Raw genomic sequence first — 16,638 nt, 5'->3', positions numbered from 1 at the left:
CGCACCCGGGCGTGGACCTGCTTTTGCAACGATTCGTAACGAAAATGAAACAGATCGGCATCGCCCGCAGGCCCTAAGTGGGCCACAGCACGTTCGCTACCGACCGGCTCGCCTACAGTGATGCGTATCCACGTGCGCGAGCCGCGCCCCCCTTTGCAGCGTTTTCAGCATTTCCAGCCAGGAGAACCGCCGTGGGCACACTGCGAGATCGTCGCCGCTTTCTAGGTGCCGCGCTGGGCGGCGTGCTGGTGCCGGCCCTGCCCGCCTGCGGCGGCGGCGATTCCGCCCCAGCACCTGCGCCTGCGCCAGCGCCCCCTCCCGTTCCCGATGCGCAGATCACGCGGGCCATCGCCCAGGTCGATACGCTGGCGACCAACCTGATGTCCAGTTCCGGCGTGCCCGGCATGGCCGTCGCCGTGGTGCGCGGCGGCCAGACGGTGTATGCCAGGGGGTTCGGCCGGCGGCTGGTGACCGACCCGGCGCCCGTCGATGCCGATACCGTGTTCCAGTTGGCATCGGTTTCCAAGCCGATCGGCGCCACGGTGGTGGCACGGCAGGTGGGGCGCGGCAGCATCCATTGGGACACGCCCGTCATCGCGCAATTGCCGTGGTTTGCCCTGTCCGATGCCGATTCCACCCAGGCCGTGACCGTCGGCGACTGCTACGCGCATCGGTCGGGCCTGCCCGACCATGCCGGCGACCGGCTCGAAGACATGGGCTACGACCGCCGCCAGGTACTGACACGCCTGCGCTTTCTGCCCGTCCACCCACTGCGCACAGCCTACGCGTACACCAACTTCGGCATGACGGCCGGGGCGGAAGCCGTGGCAACCGCCGCCGGCATCGACTGGGCCACGCTGTCGGAACAGGCCATCTACCAGCCGCTGGGCATGACGCGCACCAGTTCGCGCTACGCCGACTTTGCCGCCCGCGACAACCGCGCGCTTGGCCACGTCAAGGTGAACGGCGCCTGGGTGCAGGGGCTGGGAACCATGCCCGATGCGCAATCGCCGGCCGGCGGCGTCAGTTCGTCGGTGAACGACCTGGCGAAATGGCTGATCATGCTGCTGGTCAGGGGCGAGTTCGGCGGCCAGCGCATCGTCGATGCCGCGGCGCTGGCGCCCGCGCTGGACCAGCAGATGCAAAGCGGCCCGCCCGTCAACGGCCGGCCGGCAAGCTGGTACGGCTATGGTTTCAATGTCGGCACCACCGAGCTGGGCCTGACGTCCTACAGCCATTCGGGCGCCTTCGCGGTGGGCGCGGCCACCGCCTTTACGGCCGTGCCGTCGCTGAACCTGGCCATCGTCACGCTGACCAACGGCTACCCCATCGGCATCCCCGAGACACTGAACGCGCAGTTCTTCGACCTGGTGCAATACGGCGCCTTCCGCCGCGACTGGGGCGCCATCTTCACCGATGCCCTCGCGTCACTGCTGCTGCCGGAGGGCCGCCTGGTCGGCCAGTCGCCGCCAGTCAGCCCGCTGCCGGCACGGGCCCTGTCAACCTATACCGGCACCTATCGCAACGACTATTACGGGTCGCTGCAGGTCACCGAGCAAGGCGGCGCACTGCTGATGACGCTTGGCGCCCGGCCGCTGACGCTGCCGCTCACGCACTGGGACGGCGACATCTTCACGTTCACCCTCCACAACGAAAACGCCACACCCGGCACGATCTCGCAAGCCGTCTTTGGCAGCGACCGGGTGTGGCTGGAGTACTACGATCACGAGGGGCTGGGGGTGTTTTCGCGGTGAGGGCAAGACGCGCCGCCAGGCCCTGCAGCGCCAGTCCATAGCGACTGCGGTATACCACGTCTTCTCCGGTTGTCCTGCAGACCGGTACGGCTCGCGCGGCGTTATTCGAGCACGATGTTGGCGGCCTTGCCGACGTGGCTCCATTTGGTGATATCGGTCTTCTGAATCTCGGCCAGCCGCTCGGGCGCGCCGCCCACCACCTTGATCCCCAATTTGGCCAGTTGCGCCTTGACGTCCGGGTCCTGCAGCGCACGGTTGATCTCGGCGTTGAGCCGCTGGACGACGGCGGGCGGCGTGCCGGCCGGCGCGAAAATGCCCTGCCATTGCTCGGCCTCGAAGTTCGCCACGCCGGCTTCGGCCATCGTCGGCACGGCTGGCAGGCTTGGCACCCGCACTGCGGTGGCCACGGCCAGCGCGCGCAGCTTGCCGGCCTGCACGTGCGGCAGGATCGGCGCCGTGGGCGCGAACATAAAATCGACGTGGCCGGCCATCACGTCCTGGATCGCCGGGACGTCGCCCTTGTACGGTACGTGATTCATGCGCACGTTTTCCTGCTGCTGCAGCAGTTCCGCCGACATCTGCAGGATCGTGCCGTTGCCGCCCGAGGCATAGCTCACGGTGCCGGGCCTGGTCTTGGCGGCTGCCACCAGGTCCTTGACGCTCTTGTACGGGCTGTTCGGTCCGACGATCAGCACGCTGGGGATGGTGCCCAGCAGCGCCACCGGCGTGAACGACTTCACCGCGTCATACGGCAGCTTCGGATTGAGCGCCGGGTTGATCGCGTGCGATGCCGTCGATGCCCCGAGCAGCGTGTAGCCGTCCGGCGCGGCGCGGGCCACGAAGGCCGAGCCGATGGCGCCGGTGGCACCGGGCCGGTTCTCGACCACGATCGTGGTGTGCAGCGCCTGACCCACCTTCTGCGCGACCAGGCGCGCCAGGATGTCTGTCGTGCCGCCGGCCGGGTACGGCACGATGTAGTTGATGACCTTGCCGGCAGGCCAGTCGGTCTGCGCGTGGACCGCGCCAGCGGCGAACGATGCGGCGGTCAGGCAGACCGACAGGCCCAGCATGCGCATGCGGGCCGACAGGCAAAACGATGTGAACATCATGTCTCCAGTTCTTGTTCGCGGTACGACTCAGGCCGGGGCAATGTCCCCGAACCCGTAAAGCGATTGCGGATTGCGAACCAGCACCTGCTGCGCCGTATCCGACGATCCACACCAATCCAGGAACGTGCGCAGCACGGCGCCATCGTCGACAGGACGGCCGCCCCTGGCCTGCGCCGTAGGGTGCGGCCAGTCCGACCCCCACAGCATGCGCTCCGGCGCCAGCTTCAGGTAGCGCGCCGCCAGCGGCCGCATGTCGCCGTAGTGCGGCGCCCCTTCCCGCGATTCGATATAGGGGCCCGACAGCTTCACCCACGCCTTGCCGGCTGCCACCAGGCCCGCAATCACGCGGAAGGCCGGCTCCGCCTCTGGCTTGCCAGGCGGCAAGTGGCCGTAGTGATCGAACACCATGGGCACTGGCAGCGCAGCCAGCATGCCGGCCGCGTCGGGCAGCCACTGGGGTGGCAAGTTGAGCTGGACATGCCATCCGTATGCGGCAATCCGCGCGGCCAGCGTGGGCAGATCGTCGAGCGATACCGGCGCGGCCAGCGTCAGGTTCAGCCGGATGCCGCGAATGCCCGCCCGGTGCAGCCGCGCCAGTTCGTCGTCGGCGACATCGGCGGCCACCACGGCCACGCCCCGTGCGCACGGGCCCAATGCCGCGATGGCGTCTGTCGTGCTGGCGTTGTCGGTGCCATAGGTCGAAGGCGTCACCACGATCACGCGCTGCGTGCCCAGCCGGCGCTGGACCTGGCGATAGTCGTCGGCCGACGCATCGGGCGGCCGCAACGTCGCGCCCGGCGCCACCGGATAGCGGCTGTCATAGACGTGCACATGGCAGTCGCAGGCGCCAGCGAATGCGGCGGCGGGGCTCGCGCCGCTGCTCATGCCCAACGCCCGCCATGCACCGGGGCACCACCTTCCGGCATCGGCACGCACAGGATCGAGCCGGTGGTGGATTCGGTCATCAGCAGCGTCTTGCCGTCGTCCCCGCCGAAGCACAGGTTGGTCAGCGATGCCCCGACCGGCGTGCGAATGACTTCGACCGGCTCGGCGCGGTGGTTGAGCACCCAGACATAGCCCAGCCCCGGATTGGCTACCAGCAGGAAGCCATCGGCGCGCATGGCCAGCCCGTCGGGGCCGCTCGGCCCGTACGACGTGAAGAACTGGCCAACCTTGCTGACCGAGCCATCGGCCTGCAGCGGCACGCGCCACACGCAATTGCCGCGCGTCATGGCCACGTACAGCACCTTCTCGTCCAGCGACAGGACCAGGCCGTTGGGGCTGGGGGCGTTGGCCAGCAGCACATCCAGCCTGCCGTCGGGCGCCAGCCGATACACGCGCCCCGTGGGGTCGTGCATGCCGGTCTGGCCCTGGTCCGTGAAATACAGGTTGCCGGCCGAATCGAACGTCAGATCGTTGACGCCCCGGAACCGCTCGGAATTGCGCCGCTCCAGGAACGGCGTGACGGTGCCGGTACGGGCATCCAGGCGCATCAGCCCATTGCGGTAGTCGGTAATCAGGAAATCTCCGCCAGCCAGGCGTTTCATGCCGTTGGGCTCGCCGTCGTACTCGGCGACCTGTTCCCAGTCGCCCTGCAGCGATACGCGAAAAATCCGGCCGTAGGGAATGTCTGTCACCCAGAGATGGCCGTCCGACCAGACGGGCCCTTCCAGGAACGAATCGGTGACCGCGCCGCCGCGATTGGCCAGCGACCAGGCGTTGTCCCGATCGTGCCGGCGAAACGCGTCGGGCAGGCGGGTGAGCACCGTGGCGTCACGGACGGTGGGAGGATGAAGCAGCAGCATCGTGACCTCCTATTGCTTTTCGATATTGGCCTTCTGCGCAACGGTGGCCCATTGCGCAGTTTCCCGCTGGATCAGCTGCGCAAACGCGGGGCTGTCCAGATTGCCCGGCTGCGAACCCATCCTGGCCAGGAAGTCCTTCATGTCGGGCGACTGCAGCGCCTTGTGGACTTCGGCCTGCAGGCGGTCGACGACTTCCTTCGGCGTGCCCTTCGGCGCGGCCAGCCCCGACCAGTTGAACAGGCTGAAGGCCGGCAGGCCGGCTTCGGCAAACGTCGGCACGTTCGGGAACACATCGACACGGCTCTTGCCGCTGATGGCCAGCAGGCGCATCTGGTTGCCCTTGACCGGCGCCAGCGCGGTGGGCGTGGACACCACCAGCAGGTCGACGCTGCCTCCCAGCAGGCCCACCATGGCCTCGCCGGCACCCTTGTACGGCACGTGCATCAGCTTGATGCCGGCGGCCTGCTGGAACGCCTCGGCGGCAAAATGCGGAGAACTGCCGGGGCCGCCCGAGCCGAACGTCACTTCGCCCGGATGCGCCTTGGCGTAGTTGACCAGCGACTGCAGGTCCTTGAAGCGCGAATCGGTCTTCACGCCCACCACCACCGGCGAGAACGCAAACGGTGCGATGGGCACCAGCGCGGTCTGGTGGTCCCAGTTCAGCTTCCTGAAGACGTAGGGCAGCGTGGTGTACGAATTGTCGTTGGCCAGCAGCGTGTAGCCGTCTGCCGGCGCGTTCACCACCTGCGAGGTGCCGATCGTGCCCGAGGCACCCGGCTTGTTCTCGACCACGAAGCTCTGGCCCGTCTGCTGGGTCAGCTTCTGTGCCACCTTGCGGGTCACCACATCGACGGCGCCGCCCGGCGGGTTGGGCACGACGATCCGCACCGGCTTGTCGGGATACGCCGCCGCCAGCGCGGGCAAGCCCAGGCCGGCCAGTGTCGCGGCGGCAGCCAGCGGCGCCGCCAGACGGGCACACGAGCGGAAGAACGAGGGGAAAAATGCGCGATGCAACATCGTTGTCTCCTGGCAACTGTGGCGGGTCGGGCTGACGCCAAACCCGCCGCGATGCCTGTTTCTGTCTGTGGAAGCCGGGGCTTCCCTTACACCCTTACACCGTTACACCCTTACACCGTGACTCCGTTATGCCGCCGTGGCGGCGTCCCGCAGCACGGCCAGCACGTTCTTCGCCGCGCCCACGCCCATGTTCACGTAGGCCGCGTCGCTGACACCGCCGATATGCGGCGACAGGATCAGGTTCTCGATCTGCTGGAACGGATGCGGCACGGTCATCGGCTCCACCGCGAAGCTGTCCAGGCCGGCCGCATGCAGCTTGCCGCTGGCCAGCGCCTCAGCCAGCGCCGGTTCGTCGATCAGGCCGCCACGCGCCGTGTTGACCAGGATCGCGCCGTCCTTGAACTGGGCCAGCGTCTCGCGGTTCAGCATGCCACGGTTGTCGTCGGTCAGCGGGCAATGCAGTGACACCACGTCGGCCTCGCGATACAGCTGCGGCAGGTTGTCCACCCGCGTCACGCCCTGGGGCACCGTCTTTGCATAGGGATCGAACGCCATCACGCGCATGCCCAGCGCCACGCCGGTCACGGCGGCGCGGCGGCCGATCTCGCCCAGGCCCACGATGCCCAGCGTGCGGCCGTTCAGCTCGATGCTCTTGTGGATCGACTTGTCCCAATGCCCGGCGCGCATGCGCGCGTTCAGGTGCGGCACGGCCTTGGCGCAGGCCAGGATCAGCGCCCATGCGTGTTCGGCCACCGCAGCGGCATTGGCGCCCACCGCCGCCCTCACGGCGATGCCGCGCTGGGCGGCGGCGTTCTGGTCGATCACGTCGATGCCGCTGCCGTGCTTGGAGATCACCTTCAGCGACGGCGCGGCATCCATGACCGTCGCGCCCACCTTGCCGTAGCGCACGATGATGGCCACGGGGTCCTTTTCCCGGGCCAGCGCCAGCACGGTTTCCTCGCTGCATTGCTTGCCGGCGAAGACCACCTCGAAATCCTCGAGCAGTTCCAGCGCCTGCGGTGCCAGGTCATTGCCCGTGACCAGCAGTACGGGTTTCTTCACGATGCTCACAGCGATTCCCCTTCGGCCAGCACGCCGGCCGCGCGCAGTTCCTTGTCGAGCCAGCCCGGACGCAGTTCGCCGGCCTTGATGGCGGCAATGCGCTTGGCTTCGGCATCCACCTTCTTCTGCGCCAGTTCCAGGATGGCCGGCACGTCTTCGCGCGGGATGACGACCACGCCGTCGGCGTCGCCCACGATCAGGTCGCCCGGATTGACGGCCACGCCCGCCACCGAAGCGGGCCAGTTCACCAGGCCGCCAATGGCCTTGGTGGGGCCGCACGGATTGGTGCCGGCCGAGAAGACCGGAAACGCACCATGGGCCAGTTCGTGCGAATCGCGCACGGCGGCATCGATCACGAAGCCGGCCAGGCCCGAGGCCTGTGCCTGCGTGGCCATGATCTCGCCGCACAGCGCGGCCGTCTGGTCGCCCTTGCCGTCCACCACGATCACATCGCCGGGCTTGCCCAGCGCCAGCGCCACGTGGAACATCAGGTTGTCGCCGGGACGCACTTCGACGGTCAGTGCCGGGCCGCACACCTTCATGGCCGGCGACAGCCCCTGCACGCGGGCATTCAGCGTGCCGCGACGGCCCACCACATCGGCCAGGATGGCGGCCTGGAACTTCGACGCGCGCGCCACCAGTTCGGGCGAAACGCGCTCGAAATCACGGCGGATGGCGGGGGATACTTTGGCTTGGGTGCTCATGTACGACTCCAGGTATGACGGACAAACAAGGGGGTCCAACTCGGGGGGATTACTTTGTGGAAGCGAGCTTCCACAGGCTTTCGAACTTGCCGCGCTGCGTGGCCATGTGCTGGGTCCACGCCGTGCCGGACAGGTACGAGATGCCGCGCGCCTCGTTGACGGCGCGGGCCAGGAATTCGGGGTCTTTCGTCGTGGCCTCGATGGCGTCCTGCAGACGCCTGGCGATCTCGGGCGGCAGGCCGCGCGGTGCCGCGAAGCCTCGCTCGGACGAGATCGTGATGTCGAGCTTCTGCTCGCGGGCCGTCGGCACATCGGCCAGCAGACCGGGGCGGCGCTCGGTGCCCAGTTGCGCCAGCACCTTCACGTCCTTCGACGCCCGGTCGGCCTCGGTGAATTCGGTCGTGCTCATGGCCATCACGTCGATGTGGTGGCCCAGCAGGCTCGTCTTGGTCTGCGACGTGCCGGCGAACGGAATGTGATTGACGCGGGCGCCCGTGGCCTGCTGCAAGGCCAGCGCGGCCATATGGCCATTGGTGCCGATGCCGTTGCTGCCCATCGACAAGCCTTCGGGGTTGCCCTTGAGCTGCTTCACCAGATCGGCCAGCGACCCCAGCTTGCTGTCGCCCGCCACCACGAACATGGCCGGATCGTCGACCACGCGGGCCAGTGGCACGATGCCGGCCGGGTCGTACTTGGGCTTGCGCTGGATCGGAATCGTCAGCAGCGAAGGCGTCGACACGATGCCGATCGTGTAGCCATCGGCCGCCGCCCGCGCCAGCGCCGAGTAGGCGATCTCGCCCGAGGCGCCCGGCTTGTTCACCACCACGATGCGGGCCTTGCCGCCCAGATGCTTCTGCAGGTACGGCGCCATCGCGCGCGCCAGCAGGTCCGTGCCGCCCCCGGCGGCAAAGCCGACGTAGACCTCGATGGGCCGGTCGTCGGGCCAGGCCGCGTGCGCGGACACGGCCGTCATCGCAAACGCCGCGACGAAAAGCGATCGCAAGGATCGTGGGGACCGGACTTGACGCATTGGTTGTCTCCGTTTTGCTGCGTTGTACTATGTACAACAGCGTTTCATAAATTTGAGACAACTATAGTCCGTAAAGGTCCCGACTCCACTTGGCGTATACCCGTGTACGGTACACAACGACGTTGTACACAGTACAATGGCGGAAATGACGTACCGGAGCCAAAGATGAGTAACCACGGGGTAGCCGCCGTCGAAAAGGCGCTTGGTTTGCTGGACTGCTTCCGCCTTGGCGCGGAGGTCCAGTCGCTGGCGCAGCTGTCCAGCAACTCCGGCATGCACAAGACGACGGTGTTCCGTCTGCTGAATTCGCTGGAGCGGATGAGCTATGTGGTGCGCACGGCCGACGGGCGCTATGCGCTGGGGCCGCGTGTGCTTTACCTGGGCAAGCTGTACGAGCAATCGTTCCAGCTCGGCTCGCTGATCGAACCCGTGTTGCAGGAACTGGCGCTGGCCACGCGCGAAAGCGCGTCGTACTACGTGCTGCACGGCGACGACCATCGCATGTGCCCGTATCGCGCCGAGCCGAGCGAAGGCCTGCGCGAGACGCGCCTGCCTGGCACCATCCTTCCGCTCGACGACACGGCAATCGCGTCGGTGCTCAAGTACTGGGGCAAGGCAGACGAATCGGCCCGGCGCGACGAGCCCCTGCCGTGGTTCACCGCCGGGGTGCGCGACATCTACACCGCGGCCTTCGCCACGCCGCTGTTCGGCGCCGGCGACAAGTTCATCGCCGCGCTTGCGCTTTCCGGCCCTGCCTCGCGCCTGGAGGCGGCGGACCGCACCGAGATCAGCCGCGTGCAGCTGGTGGCGGCCACCAAACTGTCAAGGCTGCTGGGCGCGAGTCCGGCATGGTGCGAGAAGATCTACGGCACGGGTAACGTCTCCCACGACTGAAGCCTGTGCCGTGACATCGGCCGCCGCCCTCCCCCGGCATTGCCGCCCCGGCGATCGGGGGCCTTCCTGCAATGGCAAGAGGTGGCGTGTCCGCCAGCCCAGCCGGCGATCTTCATCGTCTTCCCTGATTTGGCGGCTCGACCGGCCCCCGACCGTGTAAACTCCCCGTTTTTTCATCCTGGCGACATGATGCAAGTGCCACAGCGCACGGGTCTCAGCGGCCCGAAACTGCTACGCCTGCTGGCTCGCCTGACGGATGCCTGTGCCTCTGGCGCCCCGCCGTCGTTGTCTGCGGTGATGAGCCGGTGGCTGGGCTGGACCGACGCCATCGCGCTATCGGCCGCGCTCAACGGCAATCCGCCGGAAGTGCCGTCCGGAGCACCTGCGCGGGCGGGCAGTGGCAGGCCTGCATCGATTGGTGACGCCGCCGGCGCCCATGTGCGCGCCCTGCTGACCGCGGCGATCACGGGCCAGGCCTCGTCGGCCGATACCCGCCGCCGCATGCCGTCGCGCGCAGCCGCGCCCGATCCGGCCGAAGCCGACTTCGCCGTGCATCGCCAACGCTACGTGGCGCTGCAGCAGCAAATGGAACACGAGATCGCCGGACTGCGTGCGCGGCTGCGTACGGCCCTGGCGGCGCGGACGGCCCCGGCGGGACGGCTGGCCATGCTGGATGCCGTCATGGAGCAGGTGCTCGGCCCGCGCGAACAGGCCGTGCTGGCGGCCGTGCCGGGGATGCTGGAACCGCATTTCACACGGCTGCGCGGCGCTGAGGGCGCGTGGCTCAACGAATTTCGCAGGGACATGCAGAGTGTGCTGCTGGCCGAGCTGGAGATCCGCTTCCAGCCGGTGGATGCGCTGCTCGCGGCCCTGCGCGAAAGCTGAATCGACATGAAGAAACCTTTCACAACCGTTGCCGCACCCCTGGCGGTCTTCCTTGCGGGCCTGGCCGTCGTCGGCTGGGTCGGCGCCGGCTACGCCGGCACGAATGCGCTGGCGCTGGCCGTCACGTTGATCATCGGCGGCTTCTATGTGGGCGGCGCACTCGAACTGCGCCGCTACCGCGACGCCACGCCCACGCTGACCGCCGCGCTGGCCGACCTGGCCACGCCGCCGGCCAGCCTTGCAGCGTGGCTGGACCGCCTGCATCCGAGCCTGCGCAACGCGGTGCGCCTGCGCGTGGAAGGCGAGCGCGTGGCGCTGCCCGGCCCGGCCATGACGCCCTATCTGGTGGGCCTGCTGGTGTTGCTGGGCATGCTCGGCACCTTCCTCGGCATGGTCGGCACACTGCGCACCACCGGCGTGGCGCTGGAAAGCGCCGCGGATCTGCAGGCCATCCGCGCGTCGCTGGCGGCCCCGGTCAAGGGCCTGGGCTTCGCGTTCGGGACGTCGGTGGCCGGCGTGGCCACGTCCGCCATGCTCGGGCTGCTTTCCGCGCTGGTGCGCCGCGAGCGGGTGCAGGCGGCGCAAATGCTCGATGAGCGCATCGCCACCACGCTGCGCGTGCATTCGCGCCATCACCAGCACGACGCCGTGTATGCGCTGCTGCAGCGGCAGGCCGAGCTGATGCCCGCGCTCGTGGACCGGCTGGAAACCATGACCGCCGCGATGGCGCGCCAGAACGAAGCCCTTGGCGAGCGCCTGTCGGCCAACCAGGACGCCTTTCACGCGCGCACCGACGCCGCCTATGCGCGGCTGGCCGACACCGTGGGGCAGTCGCTGAAGGAAGGCATCGCCGACAGCGCGCGGGCCGCCAGCGCGGCCATCCGGCCCGCCGTGGACACCACGATGGCCGGTCTTGCCCACGAAGCCGCCACCGTGCGCGACACCGTCACGCAGACCGTGCAGCACCATCTGGACAGCCTGTCCGCACGCTTCGCGGCCACGACGGCCGCCGTGACCGATACCTGGCGGCAAGCCCTGGCGCAGCACCAGCAGGCGAACACGGCGCTGACGTCCGACCTGCGGACATCGCTTGACGGTTTCGGGGAAGCTTTCACGGCTCGCTCGACGGCAATGGTCGACGCAGTCGGCGCCCGTCTCGACGCCGCCAACGCCAGCGCGGCCCGTACGTGGGATGCGGCGCTGTCGCGCCTGGAGCAATCGGGTGCCGCACTCACCGGCGCCAGCCGCCAGGCCATGGCCGACGCCTCGGCCGCCTTTGCCCAACACGCCGCCGGCATCGCCGCCACGGTCAGCCAGTCGCACGCCGACCTGCAAGCGCAACTGGCCGCGCAGGAGACAGCGCGCCAGTCGGCACTGGCCGCCAGCGACGAAGCCCGCCTGACTGCCTGGCGCGATACGCTGGCGGCCATGGCCGCGACCATGCGTGACGAATGGCAGCAGGCCAGCGCCACGGCGGCGGCCCGCCAGCAGGACGTCCACGACGCCCTGTCGCAAAGCGCGCGCGACATCGCCACGCACGCCCAGGCCCACGCCGCCGGCACCGTGGCCGAGATCGACCGGCTGCTGCAGGCCGCATCCGCGCTGCAGGCCGAACTGGCATCGCGCGACGAAGCCCGCCTGACCGCCTGGCGCGATACGCTGGCCGCCATGGCCGCGACCATGCGCGACGAATGGCAGCAGGCCAGCACGCAATCGGCCGATCATCAGCGGGAGATTCGCGACGCCCTGTCGCAGACCGCCCGCGACATCGCCACGCACACGCAGCAGCAAGCCAGCGAGACCATCGCCGAGGTGGCGCGTCTGGCCCAGGTGGCAACCGAGGCGCCCAAGGCGGCTGCCGACGTCATCGCCGAACTGCGCCAGAAGCTGACCGACGGCATGGCGCGCGACAACGCGATGCTGGAGGAACGTGGCCGCCTGCTGGAGACACTGGGCACACTGCTCGACGCCGTGAATCACGCTTCCACCGAACAGCGCACGGCGGTGGACGGCCTGGTCACGACCACGGCCGACCTGCTGGAACGCGTGGGCACGCGCTTCACCGAACAGGTGGCGCAGGAAGCCGGCAAGCTGGACGGCATCGCCGCACAGATCACGAGCAGCGCCGTCGAGGTGGCGAGCCTGGGCGAAGCGTTCGGCGCGGCGGTGCAACTGTTCGGCGCCTCGAACGACAAGCTGGCCGAGCACCTGGCCCGCATCGAGGCCGCACTCGACAAGTCGATGACCCGTAGCGACGAGCAACTGGCCTACTACGTGGCGCAGGCCCGCGAGGTGGTCGACCTCAGCATGCTGTCGCAGAAGCAGATCCTGGAGAACCTGCAGCAGTTTTCCGCGCAACAGTCTGGGGTCGAGGCGGCATGACGGACGATATCGACGCTGGCGTGGAGCCGACCGTCCCGGCCTGGGCGGTGTTCGGCGACCTGATGTCGGTGATGCTGGGCGCCTTCGTGCTGGTGCTGCTCGGCGTCATCGGCGTGCAGATGGAGCTGTCGGCACGGCTCGAGAACGAGGTCAAGCAGCGGCAGGCGGAGCTGAAGCGCCGCCAGACGCTCGAACAGGCACTGGCCGGGCCGCTGGCAGCCGGCCGCGTCACGCTCAAGGATGGCCGCATCGGCATCAGCGGCAACGTGCTGTTCGCGCTGAACTCCGACCAGTTGCAGCCCGAGGGCCGCACCCTGCTCAAGAGCCTGGCGGCGCCGCTGTCGGCCTATCTGGGCGCGCGCGACGAGATCCTGATGGTGAGCGGCTTCACCGACGACCAGCAGGTCAGGGAAGGTAACCGGCGGTTCGCCGACAACCTGGAACTGTCGGCCCAGCGGGCGCTGACCGTGACCCGCGCGCTGATCGAGTCGGGCGTGCCGCCAGCGTCGGTGTTCTCGGCGGCGTTTGGATCGCAGCAGCCGGTTGCGCCCAACGCCACGGAAGAAAGCCGGGCGAAGAACCGCCGCGTGGAAATTGCGCCGGTGCCACGCATCTCGGCGGGTGCCGGCGCCACGGCAGCCAAGCCCAAACCCGATGCATAGCGACGCATTGCGCGACGGGCCAACCCCCGACCCGCGCGAGGAACGCCACGATGCCCGCGCCCGGATCGACGGCTGGCGCGACAGCGGCGCCGACCGCGCCGATCCGGTGCGCTTCCGCTTTATCGACGCACTGGCCCGGCGCGCATCCGCCTACGATGGCGAGGCGCGGCGACGGCTGGAGCAGCGCCTGGCGGGGCTGGTTGCCGATTTTGGCGATCGGTTGTCGCGCGACCGGATCGAGGCGCCTGCGTCCGGCACGTCGCTGCAGCGGGCCGACGCCCACTCCGGCCTGGCCGCCCTCACGGCGCGGCTTGGCCAGGCCTATCCGCAGGACGCACTTCCGGACCCGCATCGGGCGGCAGATCCAGCCGCCCCGCCGGGCACCCGCCCCGCGTCCCAGGTGCCGGGCGCATCCGGCACGCCGGCTGCCGTCAACGCGCATCGCGCCCGCCACGCCGAACCGGCGCTGGCCGACTATTTCCGCGACACCTGGGCGCGCGTCAGCGTCGATCGACAGTTGCGCGATTCGCAGGCCGGTGTGCCGGAAAACGCCGGGCCGTTGAACACGAATCACCTGGTGCATCGCTCGCTATCGCTGATGCGCGAGGTGTCGCCCGGCTATCTGGAGCAGTTCCTGTCGTACGTCGATGCGCTGTCCTGGCTGGAGGGCATGCACGCCATCTCGCTCGTGCCCGACCGCGAGGCGCCACGCGCCCCTGCCCCGCGCAAGGCTCGGGCCAGGTCGTCCCGGTCGGGAAGCGGCACGGCCTGAGCCGACGGCGCCCCTACCGCCCTCAGGCCGGCAGGTGACGCCGGTCAGGCAGGTTCCCGGCTCGGCGGCGACGCGGGCGCAGGATCATCCGCGACGGACTCGCCATCGCGCGTCGCAATCAACGCCTTGGGCGTGAGCGGAATCAAGGCCAGGATCAGCGCGTACACGGCTGTGGTGGCCATCACGCAGTACACGAATCCGTGCGACGGCGCGCTGTTGTAGATCCACGACCCGAGCAGGTCGCCGGCACGCCCGGACAGCGCGAGCACGCCATCCACCAGCATCATCAGCGTGCCCTGCAGGCCGGGCGGACAGGATCGCATCGCCAGATCCAGGTAGGCGGCGGTGGCAATGCCGCCCATCAACCCGGTGGGCGCCGCGAGCACCAGCGCCAGATCGGCCGACTGGATGAACGCCAGCGGAATCATCTGCGGCACGGCGATGATGGTGCCCCACCACAACAGCTTGCCCAGCGCGACCCGCTTGCACAGATAGCCGTAGATCAGGAAGGTCGGCACGAAAGCGGCGGCGAAGATGCCGTTGTAGTACGAGTACACGGAGTCCGACGCATGCAGCTCGTTGGTCAGGTAGAACTGCAACGGCGTGGCCGAACCCGGGGCGAAGTTCCACAGGAAGCAGATCAGCACCGCCGGATAGACGGCCTTGTGCCGGACCAGCCGTTTGATGTTCCCCACGAAGTCGGTGGCGCGGGCCTGCTTCCGGTCATAGAGCTGTCCGAACACCGACGGCGGCTTCCAGAGCGCCAACGCAACGATCATCAGGTTGAAGACGGCCACCAGGTAGATGGCCTGCCTGGCGGCCAGGTGGTCGGACACGTAGCCCGAAGCGAAGGCGCCTGCCACCACCGGCACGGCGCTGATCACGTTCCACAGCGCGCTGAGCCGGCCGGACATCAGCTTTTCCTGGCCGACCAGGGCGATCAGCCCCTGACAGGCCGCCGCCACGAAGCGGAATGCCAGCATGGCCATCAGCGTGCCCACCAGCAGGCCCGGATAAGAAAAGCCCGAATGGGCCATCCAGACGCAGGCCAGCGCCGTCAGCGGCGCAAAGACCAGGAAATAGCCGCGATCGCGCATGCCGAACGGGCTCCACTGATCGCGTGCCAGTCCGAACACGAACGCCACATAGACGGGGATGCCCGTCACCAGCCGGAACGTGGAAATCTGCGTGGCCGTGGCGTGCAGCTCGTTCTTGAGCATGTACGACGTCTGGATGTCGACCAGGGCGCCGGCCGGCGTCGCCAGGTAGACGAACAACGTCAGCCATCCGAAATACACCAGCGTTCGGTCGCTGCCCGTGTCGTCCCCACGACCAGAATCGGCCCGCATCGTCGCACCTGCCTGAGCCTGTCCGGAGTAAGTGTAGGAAAAAATCGGGGCACCGGCCCCGGCGGTGGCCAATTCTCATCAGCTGAAAAACCTTGACCCTGAGGTGGACTTCAATCCTACAGTGGTCTCTGGCCCGAACGATGCGCCGGACAATTCCCGGCACGACGGGCCGCGCCCAGCCGCGGCGTACCAGCGCCGCCGGCCGGATTCCCGCATCGAGGCTTGATGGCTGCACCACTCAGGAGAAGCGAATCATGGGATACGTCACAACCAGCGACGGCGTCGATATCTTCTACAAAGACTGGGGACCCCGCGACGCACAGGTGATCTTCTTTCATCACGGCTGGCCGCTTAGCGCCGATGACTGGGACGCCCAGATGCTGTTCTTCCTGGCGCAGGGCTACCGGGTCGTGGCCCATGACCGACGCGGCCATGGCCGGTCCAGCCAGGTCTGGGACGGACACGACATGGACCACTACGCCGACGATGTGGCGGCCGTGGTGAAACACCTGGGCGTGCAGAAGGCCGTCCATATTGGCCATTCCACGGGCGGCGGCGAGGTCATCCACTACGTTGCCCGCCATGGCGAGGACCGCGTCGCCAAGGCCGTGCTCGTCAGCGCGGTGCCGCCGTTGATGGTCAAGACCGAAAGCAACCCGGGCGGCCTGCCCAAGGACGTCTTCGACGGTTTCCAGGCGCAGGTCGCGGCCAATCGCGCGCAGTTCTACCTCGACATTCCCACCGGACCGTTCTATGGCTACAACCGGCCCAACGCCAAGCCGTCCGAAGGGGTCATACGCAACTGGTGGCGCCAGGGCATGATGGGCAGCGCGAAGGCCCACTACGATGGCATCGTGGCGTTTTCGCAGACCGATTTCACCGAGGACCTGAAGCGCGCCACAATCCCCGTCCTGGTCATGCACGGCGACGACGACCAGATCGTGCCCTATGCCGACTCGGCCCCGCTGTCGGCCAAGCTGCTGAAGAACGGCACGCTGAAGACCTATCCGGGATTTCCGCACGGCATGCCCACGACCAACGCCGACACGATCAACGCCGACCTGCTGGCGTTTGTGCGCAGCTAATCACCTGGGAAAGCGGTCCATCCATCCTGGCCCGCCCGGATTTCCGCGGCGGGGCCTTTTGCATGGCGCCGCCGGATCGGCGCACAAAAAGGCCTTGACCTTGAAGTTGACTTTAATCTTAGAGTCGA

General features: G+C 68.3%; 15 protein-coding genes. 7 read left to right on the top strand and 8 right to left on the bottom strand.

Features of this window, described 5'->3' with window-relative positions:
• Positions 1 to 191 precede the first annotated feature (191 nt).
• The gene (locus tag D9X30_RS16695; protein ID WP_249640990.1) at positions 192 to 1,754 is read left to right on the top strand and encodes a serine hydrolase; all 1,563 of its coding nucleotides are present in this window, start codon (positions 192 to 194) and stop codon (positions 1,752 to 1,754) included.
• Positions 1,755 to 1,855: 101 nt separating this feature from the next.
• Here the strand turns inward: D9X30_RS16695 and D9X30_RS16690 are convergent, their stop codons facing one another.
• From D9X30_RS16690 to D9X30_RS16660, 7 genes are all read right to left on the bottom strand, one after another.
• Positions 1,856 to 2,824: a Bug family tripartite tricarboxylate transporter substrate binding protein gene (locus D9X30_RS16690; protein WP_228770960.1), complete on the bottom strand. Its 969-nt coding sequence runs from the start codon at positions 2,822 to 2,824 to the stop codon at positions 1,856 to 1,858.
• A 66-nt stretch (positions 2,825 to 2,890) separates the two neighbouring features.
• Entirely contained in the window at positions 2,891 to 3,748 is an 858-nt protein-coding gene (locus D9X30_RS16685) for an amidohydrolase family protein (RefSeq protein WP_153948307.1), read from the bottom strand.
• A complete protein-coding gene (locus D9X30_RS16680) occupies positions 3,745 to 4,668 on the bottom strand; it encodes an SMP-30/gluconolactonase/LRE family protein (RefSeq protein WP_153948306.1) in 924 nt (307 codons plus the stop codon). Before D9X30_RS16680 ends, D9X30_RS16685 begins: the two co-directional genes overlap by 4 nt.
• Positions 4,669 to 4,677: 9 nt before the next feature.
• Positions 4,678 to 5,685, bottom strand: a complete 1,008-nt coding sequence (locus D9X30_RS16675) for a Bug family tripartite tricarboxylate transporter substrate binding protein (protein ID WP_228770951.1) — start codon at positions 5,683 to 5,685, stop codon at positions 4,678 to 4,680.
• Positions 5,686 to 5,811: 126 nt separating this feature from the next.
• On the bottom strand, positions 5,812 to 6,756 hold the full coding sequence (locus D9X30_RS16670; protein WP_502799642.1) for a hydroxyacid dehydrogenase: 945 nt from the start codon (positions 6,754 to 6,756) through the stop codon (positions 5,812 to 5,814).
• Positions 6,753 to 7,451, bottom strand: a complete 699-nt coding sequence (locus D9X30_RS16665) for an RraA family protein (RefSeq protein ID WP_153948305.1) — start codon at positions 7,449 to 7,451, stop codon at positions 6,753 to 6,755. Before D9X30_RS16665 ends, D9X30_RS16670 begins: the two co-directional genes overlap by 4 nt.
• A 49-nt stretch (positions 7,452 to 7,500) precedes the next feature.
• Complete coding sequence (locus D9X30_RS16660; RefSeq protein ID WP_153948304.1) at positions 7,501 to 8,424, bottom strand: tripartite tricarboxylate transporter substrate binding protein; 924 nt, start codon at positions 8,422 to 8,424, stop codon at positions 7,501 to 7,503.
• Between the two features lie 222 nt (positions 8,425 to 8,646).
• On the opposite strand from D9X30_RS16660, the gene D9X30_RS16655 reads away from it, so the two are divergent.
• The 5 genes from D9X30_RS16655 (at position 8,647) to D9X30_RS16635 (ending at position 14,076) form a co-directional block, all read left to right on the top strand.
• Positions 8,647 to 9,375, top strand: coding sequence for an IclR family transcriptional regulator (locus D9X30_RS16655; RefSeq protein WP_153948303.1), 729 nt, complete (start codon positions 8,647 to 8,649; stop codon positions 9,373 to 9,375).
• A gap of 186 nt (positions 9,376 to 9,561) precedes the next feature.
• Positions 9,562 to 10,260, top strand: coding sequence for a DUF3348 domain-containing protein (locus D9X30_RS16650; protein ID WP_153948302.1), 699 nt, complete (start codon positions 9,562 to 9,564; stop codon positions 10,258 to 10,260).
• Positions 10,261 to 10,266: 6 nt separating this feature from the next.
• A complete protein-coding gene (locus D9X30_RS16645; RefSeq protein ID WP_153948301.1) occupies positions 10,267 to 12,642 on the top strand; it encodes a DUF802 domain-containing protein in 2,376 nt (791 codons plus the stop codon).
• Positions 12,639 to 13,304, top strand: coding sequence for an OmpA family protein (locus D9X30_RS16640; protein WP_153948300.1), 666 nt, complete (start codon positions 12,639 to 12,641; stop codon positions 13,302 to 13,304). Before D9X30_RS16645 ends, D9X30_RS16640 begins: the two co-directional genes overlap by 4 nt.
• Positions 13,297 to 14,076 carry a DUF2894 domain-containing protein gene (locus D9X30_RS16635; RefSeq protein ID WP_153948299.1) on the top strand — a complete coding sequence of 260 codons (780 nt, stop codon included), beginning with the start codon at positions 13,297 to 13,299 and terminating at the stop codon, positions 14,074 to 14,076. The genes D9X30_RS16640 and D9X30_RS16635 overlap by 8 nt, the downstream gene beginning before the upstream one ends.
• Before the next feature lie 44 nt (positions 14,077 to 14,120).
• On the opposite strand, the gene D9X30_RS16630 is transcribed toward D9X30_RS16635, so the two are convergent.
• The gene (locus tag D9X30_RS16630) at positions 14,121 to 15,425 is read right to left on the bottom strand and encodes an MFS transporter (RefSeq protein ID WP_153948298.1); all 1,305 of its coding nucleotides are present in this window, start codon (positions 15,423 to 15,425) and stop codon (positions 14,121 to 14,123) included.
• A gap of 254 nt (positions 15,426 to 15,679) precedes the next feature.
• On the opposite strand from D9X30_RS16630, the gene D9X30_RS16625 reads away from it, so the two are divergent.
• Positions 15,680 to 16,510, top strand: coding sequence for an alpha/beta fold hydrolase (locus tag D9X30_RS16625; RefSeq protein ID WP_153948297.1), 831 nt, complete (start codon positions 15,680 to 15,682; stop codon positions 16,508 to 16,510).
• The last annotated feature ends 128 nt before the right edge of the window (positions 16,511 to 16,638 follow it).

The sequence above is a fragment of the Cupriavidus sp. U2 genome (assembly GCF_009663685.2).
Classification (GTDB): Bacteria; Pseudomonadota; Gammaproteobacteria; order Burkholderiales; family Burkholderiaceae; genus Cupriavidus; species Cupriavidus necator_C.
Note: the sequence above shows the minus strand (reverse complement) of the source record. Positions and strands in the feature narration are given on the sequence as shown.